Raw genomic sequence first — 20,417 nt, 5'->3', positions numbered from 1 at the left:
AAAGTAATTTTAAGTAGTAGGGAATAAAAGGGAGTGAAACCTCCCTTTTATTCTATGTAAGGAAATAATCGTTATTTATTCTGACAGAAGAGAGGGTATTTTGTGATGAAAAGAGTAAGAAAAGCGATAATCCCAGCAGCTGGATTAGGAACACGTTTTTTACCAGCTACAAAAGCAATGCCAAAAGAAATGTTACCGATAGTAGATAAACCAACTATCCAATACATTGTAGAAGAAGCAATAAAATCAGGAATCGAAGATATTATTATCGTTACTGGTAAAACAAAGCGCTCTATTGAAGATCATTTTGATAATGCATTTGAGTTAGAGCAAAACTTATTAGAAAAGAAAAAGTATGAGTTACTTGAAAAAGTACAGGCTTCTTCAAAAATGGTAGATATTCATTATATCCGTCAAAAAGAACCAAAAGGATTAGGTCACGCTGTTTGGTGTGCACGTAAGTTCATCGGTGATGAGCCATTCGCTGTTTTATTAGGTGATGATATCGTTCAAGCTGAAAAACCATGTTTACGTCAATTAATTGAAGAATATGATAAAACGCTTTCTTCTGTTATTGGTGTACAAACGGTTCCAGAAGATGAAACACATCGCTACGGAATTATTGATCCGTTAGAGCAGGAAGGACGTCGTTACCAAGTTCGCAATTTCGTTGAGAAACCAGCAGCAGGTACAGCACCTTCAAACTTAGCAATTATGGGACGTTACGTTTTAACACCTGAAATCTTCATGTTCTTAGAACAGCAACATGTTGGTGCTGGTGGTGAAATTCAGTTAACAGATGCTATCCAAAGCTTAAACGAAATTCAACGTGTATTCGCTTACGATTTCGAAGGAAAGCGCTACGACGTAGGTGAAAAGTTAGGATTCGTTCAAACGACAATCGAAATGGCCCTGCAACACCCAGAATTAAGTGGTGACATGGTTACAATGATGAAGAGAATTTTAGAAGAACATACAAATCAAGAGTCTTAATAAAAAAGAGTTATTTCAGTACGCTGAAATAACTCTTTTTTATTAGGAAATCGTCGAATGAGAATGCTGATAAGCGGAACGACGTACAGCATAATATATACGAGGTGCGATAATGGCACCGATAATTGTAAATACAATATCTTTTACTGCAAACCACATCATAATCATCCAAGCTGTTTTATAGCTCATATTACCACCCATGAAGAGATTGACTGCCCCGTACATGTAAGTAGTACCGATAATATAAGTTAAAATGATTCCTGTGAACGAAGCGATTGCAAATGTACTAAATGTTGGTTTTTCCTTTTGTTCTACTAGTTTTCCTGATACGTAAGCAACGATAATAAATGCGATAATAAAACCACCAGTAGGATCTAAAAGTGCTCCAAATCCAGCTTTGAAGTTAGCGAAGATTGGTGCACCTGCTACTCCAACGAGCATGTAAACAGTCATTGATAATGCACCAAGTCTACTTCCAAGAAGAAGCCCTGCTAAAATTGCGAAAAATGGTTGCATAGATAAGGGGATACCTGCTACTTGCAGGAATGGTGCCCAAGATACAATATTTGCACCAATAGCCATAAGAGCGACGAACATGGCAGCTAATGCTAAATCTAAAACATGAAATCTTCTCATAATGTTAACCTCCTGTTGTTTTTAGGTTAACATTATCGTAGCGAAAATATTTACTTGTTGTCAATCAAAATATTTTGATAAGAAGGCTTCAAATACTCTCTTAGCAACGTATACGGAATACGAAATTGTGGAATTCCGCTTGAATAAGGCGCAATTTCATATAATGGGAAATAAATGACGAGATTGTCCGGTTCTAAAAAGAAGTGGAACTTTTTTGTGCTCATGACCTTTTCGGTTGCATCGGGAAAATAAATGCTTTCATTTTGTTTAATTTGTCTTACAATTTCAGCACGGATTACCTCTTTATATTTATCTTCTTCTTGAAATAAATCGTCTAAGTGTAGTAACTTTTTTTCTTTTAAATCAAATGTATTTGCCTTCCACGTATAAAGACCGTGTGCTCCGCCTGTATATTGATAGTAATTCAAATATAGGCTGAGGAAAGGTGGTTTATTTAAGGAAACTTTATAATCAACATTCGCCACGTACGGATGAAATGGTGTACTGGATCCTTCTGTTTCTTTATAATATTTTTTTGCGTCTTTTTCTAATTTGGTTTTAAATTTGTCAGTAGACTTTTTGTAATAGAAATTGAGCTTATTTTGAAATTTAGAATCGGAAAAATTGTGAAACGAAGGTCTGTTAATTTGATATTCTATATAAGGTTTCTTACCTTTTTGTGTTACAGTCTGAACATCGATTGTCAGGTTGGATGCTTTGGCTGCTAGTACACAATTTGGTACAATAGTCAGCAAGGAGAACATAAGCAGTAATATACAAAATTTCTGTTTCATTTAGGTGAAACCTCCTTATTTAAGTGTTATAAGTAGTTTGAAAATAAATAGGTAAAATTATACATTTAATTAAAGTAAGAGAAGGGGGAAACGATATGGCAAAAACTTTAATGGATTCACTTGGAATTGAGTTGTTAGAGATGACAGAAGATAAGGTGGTTGCTACGATGCCTGTTGATGAGCGTACACATCAGCCGTTTGGTTTTTTACACGGTGGTGCATCTCTTGCATTAGCGGAAACAGTAGCAAGCGTCGGTTCATACAATTTAATTGATCAAGAGAAATGTATTTGTTTCGGTCTAGAAATTAATGCAAATCACATTCGCTCAAAGAAAGATGGGATTGTAACAGCGATCGGAACACCGATACATAGAGGACATTCAACGATGGTTTGGGATGTGCGTATCATTGATGAGAATGATGACTTACTATGTATATCAAGATGTACAGTAGCAATTAAAGAAAAACGTGAAAAGTAAAAAGAGGCTGCTCATTAGAGCAACCTCTTTTTCTTATAATTAGAACTGGATTTTCTTCTCTAAGAAACCTTTTAGTTCGCTAATTGGCATACGAACTTGTTCCATTGTGTCACGGTCACGTACTGTAACAGCTTTGTCTTCAACTGAGTCGAAGTCGTAAGTGATACAGAATGGTGTACCGATTTCGTCTTGACGACGGTAACGTTTACCGATAGAACCAGTTTCGTCAAAGTCTACCATAAAGTCTTTAGCTAGTTCTGCGAATACTTCAGTAGCACCTTCAGATAGCTTTTTAGATAATGGTAAGATAGCTGCTTTGTATGGTGCTAAAGCAGGGTGGAAACGAAGAACTGTACGAGAATCGTTTTCTAATTGTTCTTCTTCATATGCATCACATAAGAATGCTAATGTTACGCGGTCAGCACCTAAAGATGGCTCGATGCAGTACGGTACGTAACGCTCATTCGTTTGTGGATCGATATAGTTAAAGTCTTCGTTAGAGTGTTCCATGTGACGTTTTAAGTCGAAGTCTGTACGAGATGCTACGCCCCATAGTTCGCCCCAACCGAATGGGAATCTGAATTCAATATCAGTTGTTGCGTTACTGTAGTGAGATAACTCTTCTTCACCGTGGTCACGAAGACGCATGCTTTCTTCAGTCATACCAAGTGAAAGTAACCAGTTCTTACAAGTTTCACGCCAGAATGCGAACCACTCTAAATCTTCACCAGGCTTACAGAAGAATTCAAGTTCCATTTGTTCGAATTCACGTGTACGGAATGTGAAGTTACCAGGCGTGATTTCGTTACGGAAGCTCTTACCGATTTGGCCAATACCAAATGGAAGCTTTTTACGCATAGAGCGTTGTACGTTTTTGAAGTTTACGAAAATACCTTGTGCTGTTTCAGGACGAAGGAAGATTTCGTTTGTGCTAGACTCTGTAACACCTTGGAATGTTTTGAACATTAAGTTGAACTGACGGATTTCAGTGAATTCTTCACTACCGCAATCAGGACATTTTACTTCATGTTCTTTCATTAGGTCAGCCATTTGGTCGAAAGTAAGACCGTCAACAACCATTTCGATGCCTTTTGCATCTAATGCATCTTCAATTAATTTGTCAGCACGGTGACGCGCTTTACATTTTTTACAGTCGATCATTGGATCGTTGAAGTTACCAACGTGACCAGAAGCGATCCAAGTTTTTGGATTCATTAAAATAGCTGCGTCTAAACCAACGTTGTATGGAGATTCTTGAATGAATTTTTTCCACCAAGCTTTTTTAACGTTATTTTTTAATTCGATTCCAAGTGGACCGTAATCCCAAGTGTTTGCAAGACCACCGTAAATTTCAGAACCAGGGAAAACGAAACCGCGATGTTTCGCTAAGTTTACTACTTGTTCCATTGAATACATAATAAAATCCTCCTTTTGAAAGTTAACGTATTGGCGATGACGTGCTCAGGTAACTTGTGAAACGAGCAGTATATGCTTTGAAAAACATAAAAAAACGCTCATCCCAAGGCTTAATTGCCTAGGGACGAGCGTTTGCCCGCGGTTCCACCCTAGTTGATACACAAAAGGTGCATCCACTTTATCACGTATTGCTCGAGACTGCCGTTTCCTTGCGGCTTCAGGCTTTCACTATCCCTGAATCGCTTTTTGTGCAAGTACTTATAAGTCCGTCATCGCTACTTATATTAATAATAATGAACATATTCTAACACGTTCTTTTTTAAATCTCAATAGAGGAACGCGTCTATCTATGATAGAGTCTCGCCTATTTTTTCGTTATTTATTCCGTAATTTTGTTTAATGTGCTTAATTGCTTCACGTTTACTGAGCGGGGCAAGCTCGTTATTTTGCACGTAATCCCAAACGACATCGGGCTTTGTTTTTGCATACTCGCGAAGGACCCATCCAATCGCTTTTTGAATGAAAAATTCTTTTGAAGAATGTAGCTGTCCAATAATCCAGAAAAGAAGTTCTTCATCCATCTTTTGTTTATATTTCAGCTGGAATAAAATAGCTGCGCGTTGTAACCATATGTTATCTGATGCAATCCATTTTGGAATATAGGCAGAAATCAATTCCGGATGTTTTAAAAAGATATTACCTAAAAAAGTAGGAACGATGCTATCAACAGAATCCCACCAAGATTTCGTGACAATTAGTTCTTCGAAGAAGGGGATATGTGTTTCGTTTATATGCTTTTTATATTTTTGCATAATATCAAGAGCAGCTGCTTGAAATTCACGTTCTGGTAAGTCCCAAAGCTCACGCACGATGATTTGGAAGTCTTTTTGATCTGGGAGAGTATGTATTTGGATGACGTCTTTTAATAACTGTCTTCTCTCGGGAGTTTGAATGCCGAGAAACGGGAAGTGATTTTTCATATAACGTGCCATCGGTTCTGCTTTTTCCGGATTTTTGTGAGCTATGAAATGCTCTTGTAATGCTTTTACAAATGGATGCATCAGTTGTTCTCCTCTCTTATTATCTTGCTCTTATTATTATACAGAGAGTTTGGATAAATTTTAAAACATAACTTGCAATGGAATGAAATATGTTGAGAGTAGAGAGGAGAGGATAAGATGGAAGATCAGGGTTTACTAGCAGGTTTCTTTGCTCTTAGTTTTGCGTTTATTCTTGTTATATTGATTTGGGCAGTTATTGCATATTTGTTAACGGCTTTTGCACTGTATACGATGGCGAAAAATGATGGTGCAACCGATGGTGCTCTTGCATTTATTCCTTTTTTAAATAGTAAGATATGGGGTGATTTAGCGAAAGACAAATTACCAGATTTCTTGAAAGAAGAAGCGGGATGGAAAGTATTCGGTATATATGTCGCATGTTTCATTTTTAATTTCGTACCAATTCTATATTTAATAGCAACAGCTGTATCGATTGTGCTGTCTATTTATCTTATCTACGCAATTTTAGATAGATACGGAACGAACTCTATATTATTTACGATTATTCATACCATTACATTTTCAGTTTTCTTGCCGATTCACTTGTTCATTATTCGAAATGAGCCGGTGAGGTATAACGAGTAGATTTGTTATTTTTTGTTAATAAATTGATGTATTTTAAATATGTGTAATGAAAAAAGCGCCCTGTTTATTTGGGCGCTTTTTCTACTACATTAGGTAGCGTAAATAAATATAAATATGAGAAATGATTAATGAAACGATCATAATTGGGAAACCGACTTTTAGGAAGTCCATGTAGCTAAATTTATGTCCTTCGCGGCTTGCGATACCTGCAACGATTACGTTAGCAGAAGCTCCGATTAATGTTCCGTTTCCACCTAGACAAGCACCTAATGCTAATGCCCACCATAATACGTCGATTTGTGCGTCAGAAGGTGATAAACCTAGCCCAACTGCCATATCGTTAATAAGTGGGATCATTGTTGCAACGAATGGAATGTTATCAATTGTTGCCGAGGCGATACCAGATACCCATAAAATAAGGATAGATGCTTGAGAAATATCTCCGCCCGTTATTCCAATTACTTTTTGAGCTAACATTTTGATAAGACCGATATCGATAAGTCCTCCAACGAGTACGAATAGTCCTGCGAAGAAGAAGATTGTTACCCACTCTACACTTGCGAATACCTCTTCAATTTCATGCTCTTTCACACCAATTAGCATAAGAACAGTAGCACCAGTTAAAGCAATGATAGCTGCATCAACGTGGAAGATTGAATGAGTCATGAAACCTACGATTGTAAGTCCAAGTACTGTTAAAGATTTTTTCATTAATACTGGATCTTTAATGTATTGTTTTTCATCAAGGCTCATTAATTTCTTAACTTGTACAGGATCAGCAATTAATTGTTTACGGTACATGAAGTAAAGTATTACTGCTGTAACTGCAATAATAATAATTACGATTGGTGCTAAGTTTAGCAAGAATGCATTGAAGTCTAAATGCTTGTTTGCAGAACCAATCATAATATTTGGTGGATCACCAATTAATGTTGCTGTTCCTCCAATGTTTGAAAAAATAATTTCAGAAAGTAAATAAGGAACAGGATTTACTTGCAGTATGCGCGTAATAGATAAAGTAACTGGAACAACAAGAAGTACAGTTGTAACGTTATCTAAAAATGCGGAACCAAGCGCAGTAAGTAAGGAAAGTGAAATTAAAATTTTAATTGGATTTCCTTGTGCCCCTTTTGCTGCTTTAATGGCAACGTATTGGAAGACACCCGATTTACTCGTAATATTCACCAGAATCATCATACCGATGAGTAGCGTAATCGTCCCCCATTCAATATGTTTCGTAAAGGCGTTGTGTAAATCAACGACCCCCATAATTACCATGAGTGCTGCACCAAGAAGTGCGATGACAGCACGATTAATTTTTTCAGAAATAATAATGGCATATGTAATTAAAAAGACTGCGATAGCAAAATAATACTGCCAGTTTGCGAGCTCTTGCGTTGTTTCGTGCAAAACTCTCATCTCCTTTCATTCACTTTTCTTAGTGTGTCAAAAATGTTCTCAAAGAAACACACATAAAGTCATTATAAAGTAGAAAAATGGAGGATGTAAATGAAAGGGCGTATTTTGTTATATTTTCTGCAACGGTTACTTTTTCTTATTTTTAAAAATATTTGTGGGCATTTGACATATATATAAGATACATCCAATCTGAATATTTAAAATGGAATTAGCATTCGAGCTTGTTCGTGTAGGAGTGTCAAATAGAAAGGAATGACAAAGATGATAAGGAAGGGATCGTATGGATGAACAACGATTTTTATTTTTGGATTTTGAGTTTACGATGCCCCAGCACAGAAAAAAACCAAAAGGATTTTTCCCGGAGATTATTGAGGTAGGACTCGTTTCGGTTGTTGGCTGTAAGGTAGAAGACACGTATTCAGCTCATGTTAGGCCGAAAACTTTTCCTTCTTTAACAGATCGATGTAAGAAATTTTTAGGGATTAAACAAGAAGCCGTAGATAAAGGAATTTCGTTTCCAGAACTCGTTGAAAAACTTGCAGAATATGAAAAGAGATGTAAACCGACCATTGTTACGTGGGGAAATATGGATATGAAAGTGTTGAAGCATAATTGTGAAATGGCGGGAGTCGACTTTCCATTCTTAGGACAGTGCCGTGATTTATCGCTTGAGTATAAGAAGTTTTTTGGGGAGAGAAATCAAACAGGATTGTGGAAAGCAATTGAGGCGTATGGAAAAGTAGGGACGGGTAAGCATCATTGTGCGCTAGATGATGCGATGACGACGTATAATATTTTTAAGTTAGTAGAAAAAGATAAAGAGTATTTAGTGAAACCGGCACCTCCAACGTTGGGAGAACTTGTTGATTTTTCAAAAGTGTTAAAGAAAGTGAGTACACAGTAACGACCAAATTGCACAGTATGTAATTTGGTCGTTTTGTTTTTTTAAAGTTTGTAGTCTTTTTTTAATTGCTCTAATGTTTCTAGACTACGAACCGCAAAAGGTGAATCATCTTCAGAAAATGAATTCATTTGAGTTTCTAATGCTAATTTGAGTGAATCTGTATAATCTGGAATTTCTCCTTCATATTTCTTCACCATTTGCTCTGGAATGTTCGTCTGTTCACGGAAAGCTAAAGCGCGTCTTTCATGGAAAAATGGTACGTCAGCTTGTTTTACGTTATGTAAGTCACCTTGCACCGGATGTTTTAAAACAGCTAATACTTTTACGACGTAACTGCCAGGACGGCTATTTGTAACTTCGCCGATGTATTTTCCCGTTTTATAAATACCAGTAACGATTTCACCAATTTCAAATGTTTCTCTCATATTTTTCACCTCAAGTTTATAGTAAGGAAAGTAGGAGAAGGAGTCAAAGAAATCATTCGCTTTCGGAACACCCCTTGAGAATATGAATCGGTTCAACTATAATTTAAAATAATATAACAGAAAATTCTGATGGTTTGCAAATCCTATAATAAGGAGTGTTTCATATGATGCCTTTATATTTTCCGGAAGATAAAACAGAATATATTATTCCAGGGATTGTTTGCGTTCTATTTATCATTGGTGCTGTTGCCACGTGGCGTATGTTCATTCGTGTATCAAAACGAGAAGCAGACCGATTGCAGAAGGTTGAAGAAAAATTGTTAGCAGAAAAGAAACAGTAATTCATTTTTGTATGTTTCCCTCTATGCTCGGACAATCTAAGGGCAGAATACATTTTGGAGGGAATTGAATGAAAAAACGGCTTTTTTTCAGTTGTTGTTTATTATTTCTGATGGCGGGTTGTGACCAAGGAAAGCCGAAAGAAATTGACGTAAAATTACATAATGCTTCAGGTGATGAAGTAGGGACTGCGAAAGTAGTACAGCAAACAAGCGGAGTGAAAATTACGATTAAAGGAGAAGGTTTTGCACCTGGCCCGCACGGTATACATGTACACGAAATTGGCGAGTGTAAAGCACCACGTTTTGAGTCATCTGGGAATCATTTTAATCCTGATAATAAAAAACATGGACTTCTTAATCCGAAGGGTGCAGAAAACGGTGATTTACCGAACGTAATCGCAGACGGTTCTGGAAAAATTAAAGCAGAAATCGATGCGCCGCATATAACACTTGAAGAAGGAAAAACGACGATTCATAGAAAAGATGGAGCGTCTATTATTATTACAGAAAACGCTGATGATGGCATGACACAACCGACAGGTAAATCCGGTGATCGAATTGCTTGTGGCGTCATTGTAAAAAAAGCATCGGATATGAAGAAAAAGTAAAAGCTACCGTGCATGGTAGCTTTTTTGTGTAGTGTAAGTGAAAATATATCAGCGATTATTGGAATATATCGACTGTAACTCAAATTATATCAGCGATTATTGGAATATATCGACCGCAACTCGAAATATATCAGCGATTTTTAAAATATATCGACTTACCGACAAAATATGACAAAGGAGGCTGTCCTAAATAGCCTCCTTTCTTATTATGAAAACGTATGGCGCAGTCTATTTAAAATTTCTTCTAAAACAGATCTTGGACAGCCGATGTTAATTCGAATATGTTCTTCGCCGCCTAATCCGTATTTCTCACCAGGTTCAACGATAATTTTCCCTTTTTCCTCAAGCAATGTGGTGCGCTCACTTTGAGAAAGTTGTAGGCGGGAGCAATCAATCCATAATAAAAAGCTACCTTCTGGCTTCGTTACGGAAAGAGTAGGTATGTGATCTTTAATATATTTACAAGCGAATTGAGCGTTATCTTCTATATATAATCGAATTTCATTTAGCCAATCGTTACATTCTGTATAGGCACTTTGCATCGCTGTATAGGCGAATATATTTAATCCGTGGAAGCCTTGTCTATATTGGATAGATGTAAAGGCTTGACGGAGTTTTTCATTTGGAATGATAATAATCGATGATTGTAATCCAGCAATATTAAATGTTTTACTCGGAGCCATACAAGTAATCGTGCGCGCTGCTAATTCTTCGGATAAGGAAGCGAACGGTGTATGTGTATGATCTGCATAAATAATATCAGAATGAATTTCGTCTGCTACAACGATTACATTATATTTTGTACATAACGCGCCAAGTTGTGTAAGTTCCTCTTTTGACCAAACACGTCCGATCGGATTGTGAGGACTACAAAGAAGCATGAGTTTGACGCCTTGTTGAAATTGTTTTTCTAAATGCTCGAAGTCTATCGTATATGTATCATTTTGTTTCTGTAATGGACTTACGCATAATTGTCTGTTGTTTGTTGTGACCATTTCGAAAAATGGGGGATAAATAGGTGGTTGTACGAGAACGGATTCGTATTCTTTTGTGAAGGCCTGTATGCTCGTACTAAGAGCTGGAACAATCCCAGCGCTAAAGACAATCCATTCTTTTTGAATATCCCAGTTGTACTGTTTTTTTGTCCAGTTACAAATAATATCGCCAATATTTTCGGGAGGAAGTGTATAGCCGAAAATAGGATGCTCGATACGTTTCTTTAAAGCAGTTTGAATTGGTTGTGGTACTTCAAAATCCATATCAGCAATCCAAGCGTGGATAAGTTCTTCGTTTTTATATGTATCCCATTTTATACTATGAGTTCCACGTCGATTGACTGTTTTATGAAATAGTTGCATAAGTTTGCCCCCTTCTTCTGTAAAACCGTTAAGTTATGAAAGTTCTCTCTCTTCTTATAGAATAGCTGATGTGATAGGATAAAGAAAAGTATTAAAAAGTGAAAAGGCGGGAAGCGAATGGGTACATATGAAAAGATGATAGAGGTTGTGAAGAATTGGGATCCGTTTCAAATGGGACCGGAGTTTTATGAAACAGAAGCGAGCGATGCTGTGAACGTCGCAAGTGTGTTTGATGATCCAAAATACATCGCAAAGAAGATTCAACATATATACTTTATGTCTTTTGAGGAAGTACCTGCGCTTGAAAAATGTGAGAAGTTAGCTGTGGAATTACTTGTAATAAAAGAAGGCGGAAGTTGTTCATTGTAGGCTGTCGGAAATTCCGACAGCCTTTTTTATATTATTGCGCGGAAAACGCGATAATTTCTTCATAAACATGTTCAGGTTTTTCCTCAGGTAGTAAATGCCCTGTATTTTCGTAAGAAATAAATTTCGAATTCGGTAAATCTTTGTGTAGACGATGACCTACATGTACAGGGACGACGCGATCTTTTTCACCCCAAATGAGCAGTATAGGTGTTTCGATTTTTTTTAATTCAATTGAAGATAAGTCACCTTCACGATCTCGTATCATACGAGTTAAAGCGGGGAATATACGGTTGTCATAAAAAGGAGCGGAGTAACCTTCCTTCATTTCATCGTCAATTAATGAATGATCATGAACGACATTCATTAAGTTATGAACAATGCCGCGGCGTATAATCCAGTTCTTTACGTATAAATGAAAGAACGGCAAATAAGAAGAATACATTAAAGGTAAGTTTGCGCGTGCTAAATAACTCGAGCTGCATAATAAAATCGTCTTTGAAATTAATTCAGGACGTATACGGTTTACATAAAGAGAAATTTGCCCACCCATAGAATGCCCAACTAACACAATGTTTGAGAGAGATAAGTGTTCGATTAAATCAATAATAATCGTTGCTAAATTGTGATAAGAATACTTAAACAGATGAGACTTATCACTTTTTCCGAACGGTGGTAAATCAAGAGCAATGACTGTTCCTTCTTTCGATAGTAAAGGAATGAGACGGCGGTAACTGAATGAGGAAGATAAAAATCCGTGAACGAGCACAAAAGTAGGACGTTCCGTTTTATTATCATGTTCATACAATTCGTAATGAATAGTAGTGCCGCGAGTGGAAAAAGTGAAATAAGGACAAGTATATTCGTGATTCATTTTTTGTCACTCCATTGATTTTTGTTCATATCATCTCCAAGAGAAAAGAAAATATGTTAACAAAAAAAGGCAAGATGACGATGTCATCTTGCCTTTCGTTTATTTATCATTACCCGCGAACAACATTAGGCGGTGTTTTTCCTTGTAAGCCTGCAACTAAATTTTCAGCGGCTGTCATAGCCATTTGCTGCCTAGTTTTTAACGTTGCAGATCCGATGTGCGGTAAAGTCACAACATTTTGTAATGATAAGAGCGGATTATCTTTTTGAATTGGCTCTTGTGTAAAAGTATCGATGCCTGCTGTAAAGATTTTCTTTTCTGCTAATGCATGGATTAATGCTTCTTCATCTACTGTTTTCCCGCGAGAAGCATTAATGAAGATAGCTGTTTCTTTCATTAATGAAAATTCCTTTTCTCCGATAAGATGATACGTTTCATCTGTTAATGGAGTAAGAAGAACGATAAAGTCAGACTGTTTTAGTATCGTCTGTAAATCACAATAGGTAGCATCGAATTTTTGTTCAGCTTCTTCTTTACGGCGACGGTTGTAATAAAGAACATTCATATCAAATCCGAATCTCGCTCGTTTTGCAACGGCTTCTCCAATTCGGCCCATACCGATAATACCGATCGTACTATGGTGTACATCCAGTCCGAAGTGCTCTTTTCCAATTTCGGCATTCCATTCACCATTTTTTACGTAAGAGTCGAGTTCACAAACACGGCGACCAGCAGATAGCATAAGAGCGAAAACGAGGTCAGCTACTGTATCATCTAGTACGTATGGTGTATTTGTTCCGATTACATTTCGATTTGCCATCGCTTGTAAATCAAAATTATCGTAACCGACAGAAATGTTGCTCACTACTTTTAAGTTAGGAGCCGCCTCCAATAATTCTTCATTAATAGCAGATCCAAAATTTAATAAACCATCTTTATCTTGTATTTTCTCCAATAGAACATCACGAGGTACCTTCTCATTTTGCTCCCATTTTTCATAATCACAGTGTTCTGATAAATAGTTTTCTACAAATGTTGGAACTGGTTCAGCAATATAAACTTTTGGTTTCACGGTTCCATCCCCTTTCGCTTTATCACGCATTTTTCCACTGATTAAAGTTTCACTTTACCCCGCTTTAACGAGCAGTAAGACTCCCACCTAAAAAGACGGTTGAGGCAAAGAAGTGAGGTGGGAGATTAACTGCTCGTAAAAGCCCGATTGGTGTGGGCTAATAATCCATGGAGTGAACCTTTCCATGGATTAAAGTTTCACTTTATTTTGACATAATTCACTAAAAAAATCTTCTTTTCAAACTGGAAAGTGTATTTGTATAATTTAGACACAAACGAAAAGGAAGGATGATTTATATGGTGACAGAAAAAGAATTAGAATTATTAGCTTGTCTTGAAAAAAGTAGTCGATTATCTGTAGATACATTAGCAAAGCTGTTAAATATAGAAGTAGAAGAAGTAAAGAAAATGGTTGAGAAATTAGAAGCAGAAAAGATTATTGTGGATTATGTAACACATATCGATTGGACGAAGGTGAAAGAACATACAGGTTTAACGGCAATGATCGATGTGAAAGTTACGCCAAAGCACGGCGTTGGATTCGATGCGGTTGCTGAACAAATTTATCGTTATTCAGAAGTGAAATCTGTGTATTTAATGTCTGGGACATATGATCTGTCTATTACATTAGAAGGAAAGACAATGGGAGAAGTAGCGATGTTTGTTTCTGAGAAATTAGCAACAATTGAATCTGTCGTTTCTACAACAACGCATTTCATTTTGAAGAAGTATAAACATGAGGGAATTATTTATGATAAAAACGATGATGATAAGCGAATTGTGGTGACGCCATGAAGCAATTTGAACTATCTAGAGCAGCAGAATCTTTACAACCATCTGGTATTCGGAAGTTTTTCGATTTAGCAGCAAATATGAAAGGTGTTATTTCACTTGGAGTAGGAGAACCAGATTTCGTTACGCCGTGGAATGTAAGGCAAGCATGTATTCGTTCTTTAGAACAAGGATATACATCATATACAGCAAATGCAGGATTATTGGAGCTCCGTCAAGAAATAGCAAAGTATCTAAAAAAACAATTTGAAGTATCTTATGATCCAAACGATGAAATCATTGTTACAGTTGGAGCGAGTCAGGCGTTAGATGTAGCGATGCGCACGATTATAAATCCTGATGATGAAGTACTCATTATTGAACCAAGTTTCGTTTCTTATGCCCCGCTTGTGACATTAGCTGGAGGAGTTCCGGTTCCTGTGGCGACTACTTTAGAAAATGAGTTTAAAGTACAACCACAGCAGATCGAAGCAGCTATTACAGCGAAAACAAAAGCAATTTTACTTTGTTCACCAAATAACCCAACAGGTGCAATGTTAAATAAGTCCGAGCTTGAAGAAATAGCAGTGATTGTTGAGAAGTACAATTTAATCGTATTATCTGATGAAATTTACGCAGAGCTCGTATACGACGAAGTATATACAAGTTTCGCGAGTATTAAAAATATGCGTGACCATACGATTTTAATTTCAGGATTTTCAAAAGGATTTGCGATGACAGGATGGCGCCTTGGTATGATTGCAGCTCCTGTTCATTTTTCAGAATTAATGCTCAAAATTCACCAATATTCCATGATGTGTGCACCGACGATGTCTCAGTTCGCAGCACTTGAAGCGTTACGCGCGGGGAATGATGAAGTAATTCGGATGAGAGATAGTTATAAGAAACGCCGTAATTTTATGACGACATCTTTCAATGAAATGGGATTAACATGTCATGTGCCTGGCGGAGCATTTTATGTCTTTCCTTCTATTTCTTCAACTGGACTATCTTCGGCGGAATTTGCAGAACAGTTATTATTAGAAGAAAAAGTGGCTGTTGTACCTGGAAGTGTATTTGGCGAAAGTGGTGAAGGATTTATTCGTTGCTCGTATGCAACATCGCTTGAACAACTAATGGAAGCAATGAAGAGAATGGAACGGTTCGTAGAGAATAAAAAAAGGACAAAACACAATACGTTTTGTCCATAAAAGGGGGGGAATACTAGAAAGCCATGTGTTAGTATTCTATCCTAATATTGGAGAATTATACTTACTTAAGGAAATTTTTTCATGAATTTTGAATGCGTTCTGTCATAGTGGTATAATTTACTAATATAAGGTATACGTATCCTGAGTAGCTTTACTTAGGGTACGTACTAACTAATCGGATATTTAACAATAAATCATCTGCTTTGCTATCTACAATTGTAGAGAAAATGGTAAACGTATGGGAGTGTTTCATATGTCAGAACAATATACAACAGGAGTGGTTGTAACAGGGAAAGTGACTGGGATTCAAGATTACGGTGCATTTGTAGCGTTAGATGCAGAAACGCAAGGACTTGTGCATATATCTGAAATTACAAATGGATATGTAAAGGATATTCATGACTTTTTAAAAGTCGGCGATACAGTAGAAGTAAAAGTACTTTCAATTGATGAAGAACACAGAAAAATGAGTTTATCGTTAAAAGCGGCGAAAAGAAAACAAGGACGGATTCTTATACCGAATCCATCTGAGAACGGATTTAATACGCTGCGAGAAAAGCTAACAGAATGGATTGAAGAGTCCGAGTTAACAAAGTAAAAGAGGAGCGCATATGAGCGTTCCTCTTTTACTTTATCTTATGATATATATTTGCAAATATGATTGCATGCAATCATATTCGTATGTCGGAGGTGAAGTAAAGACATACTGACTAGCGAATTTCGTTCGTTTCTGGGTGAGTGCCAAGATTTTCTGATGGTTTAAAGAGTAAACCAAGATTGATAAGCCCAGAAAGACCAACGATGCCGTAAATAATACGTGAAAGAGCTGAGTTTTGTCCACCGAAAATGGCTGCCACTAAGTCAAACTGGAAGAACCCGATTAGTCCCCAGTTCACAGCGCCAATTACAGTGAAAACTAATGCGATACGTTGCAGAGTACTCATGAAAAAGCCCCCCCTTAGTTGTGAAGCATGAGCAAGCGATGAGTTAATTAACTCTTTTATAGAATGGGGTAGTTATGTTGTTTTTATACATAAAAAATGTTTGAAATAGGATGTATATACATCTATACCGAAAAATGCGAATTTTTATGCAAAAAATGAACTTTTTCTAAAAAATATATATTGGTTACGTTTACAATGGGTGAATCGCTTGATTTACAACTTCAGTTTCGCTAAAGTGAATACAGAAATACATATCCATAATTGGAGGGAAAAAGATGAGTACACATGTAACGTTCGACTATTCTAAAGCGTTATCCTTCATCGGTGAACATGAAATCACTTATTTACGTGATGCAGTGAAAGTAACACATCACGCAATCCACGAAAAAACTGGAGCTGGGAACGATTTCCTTGGGTGGGTAGACCTTCCGCTTCAATATGACAAAGAAGAATTTACTCGCATTCAAAAATGCGCAGAAAAAATTAAAAATGACTCTGACATTTTACTTGTTGTCGGTATCGGTGGTTCTTACCTAGGAGCACGTGCAGCAATCGAAATGTTAAACCATTCTTTCTACAACACGCTTTCTAAAGAACAACGTAAAACTCCACAAGTGCTATTTGTTGGACAAAACATTAGCTCCACTTACATGAAAGATTTAATGGACGTATTAGAAGGTAAAGACTTCTCTATTAACGTTATTTCCAAATCAGGTACAACAACAGAGCCAGCACTAGCATTCCGTATTTTCCGTAAGTTATTAGAAGAAAAGTATGGAAAAGAAGAAGCTCGCAAACGTATTTATGCAACTACAGATAAAGCGCGTGGTGCATTAAAAACATTAGCTGATAACGAAGGTTACGAAACATTTGTTATTCCGGATGATGTTGGAGGACGTTTCTCTGTATTAACGCCAGTTGGTTTATTACCAATCGCAGTAAGCGGCTTAAATATTGAAGAGATGATGAAAGGTGCAGCTGCTGGTCATGATGACTTCGGAACATCAGAACTAGAAGAAAACCCAGCTTACCAATACGCGGTAGTTCGTAACGCTCTATACAATAAAGGAAAAACAATTGAAATGCTTGTTAACTATGAGCCAGCACTTCAATACTTCGCTGAGTGGTGGAAACAGTTATTTGGTGAAAGTGAAGGAAAAGATCAAAAAGGTATTTTCCCATCTTCAGCAAACTTCTCAACTGACTTACACTCATTAGGTCAATACGTTCAAGAAGGTCGTCGTGACTTATTTGAAACAGTTCTTAAAGTAGGTAAATCTACACATGAACTGACAATTGAAGCAGAAGAAAACGATTTAGATGGATTAAACTACCTTGCTGGTGAAACTGTAGACTTCGTAAACACAAAAGCATACGAAGGTACATTACTTGCACATAGCGATGGCGGAGTACCAAACTTAATCGTAAATATTCCTGAATTAAATGAGTACACATTCGGTTACCTTGTATACTTCTTCGAAAAAGCGTGTGCGATGAGCGGCTACTTATTAGGCGTAAATCCATTTGACCAACCAGGAGTAGAAGCATACAAGAAAAACATGTTTGCTTTACTTGGTAAACCAGGATTTGAAGAATTAAAAGCAGAATTAGAAGAGCGTTTAAAATAATAAAAAGCGGCCGGAATCCGGCCGCTTTTTATTATTTCATCGAAAAGTCCATCAATATATTCAAACTAGAGTGGGTATGCTAAAGAAAAAGTCTAGGAGGGATGGGCTTGATTCCGATTCAATCAAATTTAGAAGGACGTACATATGCGTTATATAAGTTAGAAGAAATAATGAAGCCACTTGGATATAGCATTGGTGGCAATTGGGATTATGATAAAGGATGCTTTGATTATAAAATCGATGAAGAAGATGGCTATCAATTTCTGCGAGTGCCATTTACAGCCATTGATGGAGAATTAGATGTACCTGGTGTAGTAGTCCGCCTTGAAACGCCGTATATTCTTTCGCACGTATATCAAGACGAACTAGATGAGCATGTGAATACTTTAACAGCTGGAACGAGTGGGATGGATCAATTTGCTGAGCCGAAAGATCCAGATGGAGATGTGAAAAGAAAATATATCAATATTGGGAAAGTGCTTGTACAAGAACTAGAGCGTCATTTTATTAATGGTGAATAACAATGAGTATGTCGCTTTCAATGAGAACAAAGGAATGGACTGGATTAATCATATATTGTTCGTCGCGCTTTATACCTAATAAGAGAATGTTTTGCTTTAAAAGAGTATAGCTGCAATTTGCAAAAGTTTGTCCGGTGCAGGATGGGGGAAGCTCCATCAGTTGTAATTTGTTATCAGAGATTTCATCGTAAAGTGAAAATAGTACACCTGAAATAGAAGGGAATAAAAGAGAAGCGGTAAAAACATAGCTCGTTAATTTATTTCCTTCTATAATTTCTGATACACCAGCTCTCGTTGCATTTTGTATTTGTTCAGAAGTAAGAAGTTCTGCGATGCAGTGAATGTTTGGATTGAGACCTTTTGCAGTTAAAATATTTAAAATGGACTGTGTATCAGCTAAGCTTTCGTTTTTTTCTTTATCAGCTGTTATTAATATAGTGTGAGCCGTTGTAATATTAGCTTTTAATAACGTTTGATCGTGATGGGCGCATCCCTTTATAAATTCTAAATGATGAAATGGTTTTGGAAGTAAAGAAAGTGTTTCATCAATTAAAACGATATCAAGGTTCGGTTGTAAGATGTGCATTTGTTTTACAACATGTTTTGCCCGTTCGTTCCAGCCGACAATAATCATATGACCGTTAGAAGTCGCAGCTTCTTCTCCTTTAACTTTCATATATTGTTTATTAATCATATCAGTGGCGAATAGAACCATATAATAAGAACAAAAACCGGTTCCAAATAAAATAATACCCATACCGATAAGTTTGCCTATTAGTGTATGTGGGGCAAAGTCACCATAGCCAACAGTGAAAATTGTAACGATTGACCACCAAATTCCATCAAACCATGTGGTGAAGTGCGATGGTTCTAATCTATGTATAAGAAAGCCGGAAAAAGCAGTAAGTACAACAATAAAGCAAATTAAACGAAAAATAATGGAATCACGAAATGTATCTACTAAATTTGGACGGGATTTCAATTGCCCATTCCTCCTTACTTTGCAGGACTACATTCATTGTTACCATTATAGAAAAAAGAAAAACTCTCTAATTTATAAAGAGAGTTTGTTTTCTGTTACATACTTTCCACTTCAGTTTGTTGGACACTTTCAAGATGTTGGAGAGCGTAGTAAACATCGGCAGTATGTCTTTTTTGATCGATACATAATTTAAGATGTAAATAGTGAGAGCCATTTTCTAACGTTTTAAGCTTCATATTCTTCACTTTTATATCCATTTCTTTTATTTCTTCAATTACAACCGGGATATTGTCCATATTTCGCACAACAAGTTTCACTACGATATCACGTTGGCGAAATGATCTAGGTCCTACAAATTTCATTGTTAATGGTATAAGTTCTACACTAATCATAAGGAAACACATCCCGAAAATGGCTTCGATATAGAATCCGGCCCCAACGGCAATACCGATACCGGAAGCACCCCAAATCATAGCAGCAGTTGTTAATCCTGCAATACTATCGTTTCCTCTACGTAAAATAACACCGGCACCTAAAAAACCAATTCCAGATACAATTTGAGCGGCAAGTCGAAGAGGATCCATATTCATATGGTCGGTATGTGGTAAATTGTAAGCTGCTTTAATAGAAACAATCGTCAGGAGGCAACTAATAATAGAAATAACTAAACAAGTTTTTAAACCAAGTGGTTTCCGTTTTAATTCGCGCTCTAAACCGATGGCAAATCCTAAAATTGCCGAGAGACCTAGTTTGATTAATAAATCGGTATAGTCCATATGTATTCCTCCTTGTATGATATGGTATATGAATAAAACGTTTATTATAGAAAGAAACGCTTTTTGATAGAGTAACTTTATATAGAATATATGTAGGAATTGCTCATACATGAAAGAGATATTTCGTTTAAGTATATGATATTAAAAAAGAAATGTAGTTAATTTAAAAAAGTTTTCAAAAGGTGTTGCATTTCATTTTTCTGCATGATATATTAATAACCGTCGCTGATGCGGAAACGCAGAAAACGACAAAA

General features: G+C 36.7%; 24 protein-coding genes. 12 read left to right on the top strand and 12 right to left on the bottom strand.

What is annotated here, in order from left to right; all coding sequences use genetic code 11:
- The first annotated feature begins 105 nt into the window (after positions 1-105).
- The gene (gene galU / locus ACYVEC_RS00120; RefSeq protein WP_063222095.1) at positions 106-993 is read left to right on the top strand and encodes a UTP--glucose-1-phosphate uridylyltransferase GalU; all 888 of its coding nucleotides are present in this window, start codon (positions 106-108) and stop codon (positions 991-993) included.
- Positions 994-1,035: 42 nt separating this feature from the next.
- Here galU and ACYVEC_RS00115 read toward each other — a convergent pair whose 3' ends face one another.
- Positions 1,036-1,629 (bottom strand): biotin transporter BioY, encoded by a 594-nt coding sequence (locus tag ACYVEC_RS00115; protein WP_063222094.1) that lies wholly within the window; start codon positions 1,627-1,629, stop codon positions 1,036-1,038.
- A gap of 50 nt (positions 1,630-1,679) precedes the next feature.
- Complete coding sequence (locus ACYVEC_RS00110) at positions 1,680-2,423, bottom strand: DUF3298 and DUF4163 domain-containing protein (RefSeq protein WP_063222093.1); 744 nt, start codon at positions 2,421-2,423, stop codon at positions 1,680-1,682.
- A 95-nt stretch (positions 2,424-2,518) separates the two neighbouring features.
- Between ACYVEC_RS00110 and ACYVEC_RS00105 the strand changes: the two genes are divergently transcribed.
- Positions 2,519-2,902, top strand: a complete 384-nt coding sequence (locus ACYVEC_RS00105; RefSeq protein ID WP_001140606.1) for a hotdog fold thioesterase — start codon at positions 2,519-2,521, stop codon at positions 2,900-2,902.
- A gap of 39 nt (positions 2,903-2,941) precedes the next feature.
- Here the strand turns inward: ACYVEC_RS00105 and ACYVEC_RS00100 are convergent, their stop codons facing one another.
- Both ACYVEC_RS00100 and ACYVEC_RS00095 read right to left on the bottom strand, forming a co-directional pair.
- A complete protein-coding gene (locus ACYVEC_RS00100) occupies positions 2,942-4,318 on the bottom strand; it encodes a glycine--tRNA ligase (RefSeq protein WP_000287155.1) in 1,377 nt (458 codons plus the stop codon).
- 347 nt (positions 4,319-4,665) lie between these two features.
- Positions 4,666-5,379, bottom strand: a complete 714-nt coding sequence (locus ACYVEC_RS00095; RefSeq protein WP_275719415.1) for a DNA alkylation repair protein — start codon at positions 5,377-5,379, stop codon at positions 4,666-4,668.
- Between the two features lie 117 nt (positions 5,380-5,496).
- Here ACYVEC_RS00095 and ACYVEC_RS00090 point away from each other — a divergent pair, with 117 nt between their 5' ends.
- Positions 5,497-5,964, top strand: coding sequence for a hypothetical protein (locus tag ACYVEC_RS00090; RefSeq protein ID WP_063222091.1), 468 nt, complete (start codon positions 5,497-5,499; stop codon positions 5,962-5,964).
- An 84-nt stretch (positions 5,965-6,048) separates the two neighbouring features.
- On the opposite strand, the gene ACYVEC_RS00085 is transcribed toward ACYVEC_RS00090, so the two are convergent.
- The gene (locus tag ACYVEC_RS00085) at positions 6,049-7,374 is read right to left on the bottom strand and encodes an ArsB/NhaD family transporter (protein ID WP_063222090.1); all 1,326 of its coding nucleotides are present in this window, start codon (positions 7,372-7,374) and stop codon (positions 6,049-6,051) included.
- A gap of 289 nt (positions 7,375-7,663) precedes the next feature.
- Here ACYVEC_RS00085 and kapD point away from each other — a divergent pair, with 289 nt between their 5' ends.
- The gene (kapD, locus tag ACYVEC_RS00080; RefSeq protein ID WP_048553468.1) at positions 7,664-8,287 is read left to right on the top strand and encodes a 3'-5' exonuclease KapD; all 624 of its coding nucleotides are present in this window, start codon (positions 7,664-7,666) and stop codon (positions 8,285-8,287) included.
- A 41-nt stretch (positions 8,288-8,328) separates the two neighbouring features.
- Here the strand turns inward: kapD and kapB are convergent, their stop codons facing one another.
- Entirely contained in the window at positions 8,329-8,712 is a 384-nt protein-coding gene (kapB, locus tag ACYVEC_RS00075) for a kinase-associated lipoprotein KapB (RefSeq protein WP_001209341.1), read from the bottom strand.
- 164 nt (positions 8,713-8,876) lie between these two features.
- Here kapB and ACYVEC_RS00070 point away from each other — a divergent pair, with 164 nt between their 5' ends.
- A complete protein-coding gene (locus ACYVEC_RS00070; RefSeq protein ID WP_000982762.1) occupies positions 8,877-9,053 on the top strand; it encodes a hypothetical protein in 177 nt (58 codons plus the stop codon).
- A gap of 68 nt (positions 9,054-9,121) precedes the next feature.
- Positions 9,122-9,661 carry a superoxide dismutase [Cu-Zn] gene (gene sodC, locus ACYVEC_RS00065; protein WP_088027852.1) on the top strand — a complete coding sequence of 180 codons (540 nt, stop codon included), beginning with the start codon at positions 9,122-9,124 and terminating at the stop codon, positions 9,659-9,661.
- Between the two features lie 206 nt (positions 9,662-9,867).
- Here sodC and ACYVEC_RS00060 read toward each other — a convergent pair whose 3' ends face one another.
- The gene (locus ACYVEC_RS00060) at positions 9,868-11,019 is read right to left on the bottom strand and encodes a MalY/PatB family protein (RefSeq protein ID WP_275719416.1); all 1,152 of its coding nucleotides are present in this window, start codon (positions 11,017-11,019) and stop codon (positions 9,868-9,870) included.
- A 117-nt stretch (positions 11,020-11,136) separates the two neighbouring features.
- On the opposite strand from ACYVEC_RS00060, the gene ACYVEC_RS00055 reads away from it, so the two are divergent.
- Positions 11,137-11,388, top strand: a complete 252-nt coding sequence (locus ACYVEC_RS00055; protein ID WP_242256530.1) for a YugE family protein — start codon at positions 11,137-11,139, stop codon at positions 11,386-11,388.
- 31 nt (positions 11,389-11,419) lie between these two features.
- Here the strand turns inward: ACYVEC_RS00055 and ACYVEC_RS00050 are convergent, their stop codons facing one another.
- Both ACYVEC_RS00050 and ACYVEC_RS00045 read right to left on the bottom strand, forming a co-directional pair.
- Complete coding sequence (locus ACYVEC_RS00050) at positions 11,420-12,259, bottom strand: alpha/beta fold hydrolase (protein WP_063222087.1); 840 nt, start codon at positions 12,257-12,259, stop codon at positions 11,420-11,422.
- 109 nt (positions 12,260-12,368) lie between these two features.
- Complete coding sequence (locus ACYVEC_RS00045; RefSeq protein ID WP_063222086.1) at positions 12,369-13,361, bottom strand: 2-hydroxyacid dehydrogenase; 993 nt, start codon at positions 13,359-13,361, stop codon at positions 12,369-12,371.
- A gap of 266 nt (positions 13,362-13,627) precedes the next feature.
- On the opposite strand from ACYVEC_RS00045, the gene ACYVEC_RS00040 reads away from it, so the two are divergent.
- From ACYVEC_RS00040 to yugI, 3 genes are all read left to right on the top strand, one after another.
- Positions 13,628-14,125, top strand: coding sequence for an Lrp/AsnC family transcriptional regulator (locus ACYVEC_RS00040; protein ID WP_060632717.1), 498 nt, complete (start codon positions 13,628-13,630; stop codon positions 14,123-14,125).
- A complete protein-coding gene (locus ACYVEC_RS00035) occupies positions 14,122-15,312 on the top strand; it encodes an aminotransferase (protein ID WP_063222084.1) in 1,191 nt (396 codons plus the stop codon). Before ACYVEC_RS00040 ends, ACYVEC_RS00035 begins: the two co-directional genes overlap by 4 nt.
- A gap of 253 nt (positions 15,313-15,565) precedes the next feature.
- Entirely contained in the window at positions 15,566-15,910 is a 345-nt protein-coding gene (gene yugI, locus ACYVEC_RS00030) for a S1 domain-containing post-transcriptional regulator GSP13 (RefSeq protein WP_000003765.1), read from the top strand.
- A gap of 112 nt (positions 15,911-16,022) precedes the next feature.
- On the opposite strand, the gene ACYVEC_RS00025 is transcribed toward yugI, so the two are convergent.
- Positions 16,023-16,256: a DUF378 domain-containing protein gene (locus ACYVEC_RS00025; protein WP_063222083.1), complete on the bottom strand. Its 234-nt coding sequence runs from the start codon at positions 16,254-16,256 to the stop codon at positions 16,023-16,025.
- Between the two features lie 275 nt (positions 16,257-16,531).
- Here ACYVEC_RS00025 and ACYVEC_RS00020 point away from each other — a divergent pair, with 275 nt between their 5' ends.
- Complete coding sequence (locus ACYVEC_RS00020) at positions 16,532-17,884, top strand: glucose-6-phosphate isomerase (RefSeq protein ID WP_063222082.1); 1,353 nt, start codon at positions 16,532-16,534, stop codon at positions 17,882-17,884.
- A gap of 107 nt (positions 17,885-17,991) precedes the next feature.
- Positions 17,992-18,405 (top strand): YugN-like family protein, encoded by a 414-nt coding sequence (locus tag ACYVEC_RS00015; protein WP_063222081.1) that lies wholly within the window; start codon positions 17,992-17,994, stop codon positions 18,403-18,405.
- Here the strand turns inward: ACYVEC_RS00015 and ACYVEC_RS00010 are convergent.
- Both ACYVEC_RS00010 and ACYVEC_RS00005 read right to left on the bottom strand, forming a co-directional pair.
- Positions 18,392-19,387: a potassium channel family protein gene (locus ACYVEC_RS00010; RefSeq protein ID WP_063222080.1), complete on the bottom strand. Its 996-nt coding sequence runs from the start codon at positions 19,385-19,387 to the stop codon at positions 18,392-18,394. The genes ACYVEC_RS00015 and ACYVEC_RS00010 overlap by 14 nt on opposite strands.
- Before the next feature lie 95 nt (positions 19,388-19,482).
- The gene (locus ACYVEC_RS00005; RefSeq protein WP_000386685.1) at positions 19,483-20,163 is read right to left on the bottom strand and encodes an MgtC/SapB family protein; all 681 of its coding nucleotides are present in this window, start codon (positions 20,161-20,163) and stop codon (positions 19,483-19,485) included.
- Positions 20,164-20,417 lie beyond the last annotated feature (254 nt).

The organism is Bacillus sp. MN7755 (assembly GCF_054771475.1).
Note: the sequence above shows the minus strand (reverse complement) of the source record. Positions and strands in the feature narration are given on the sequence as shown.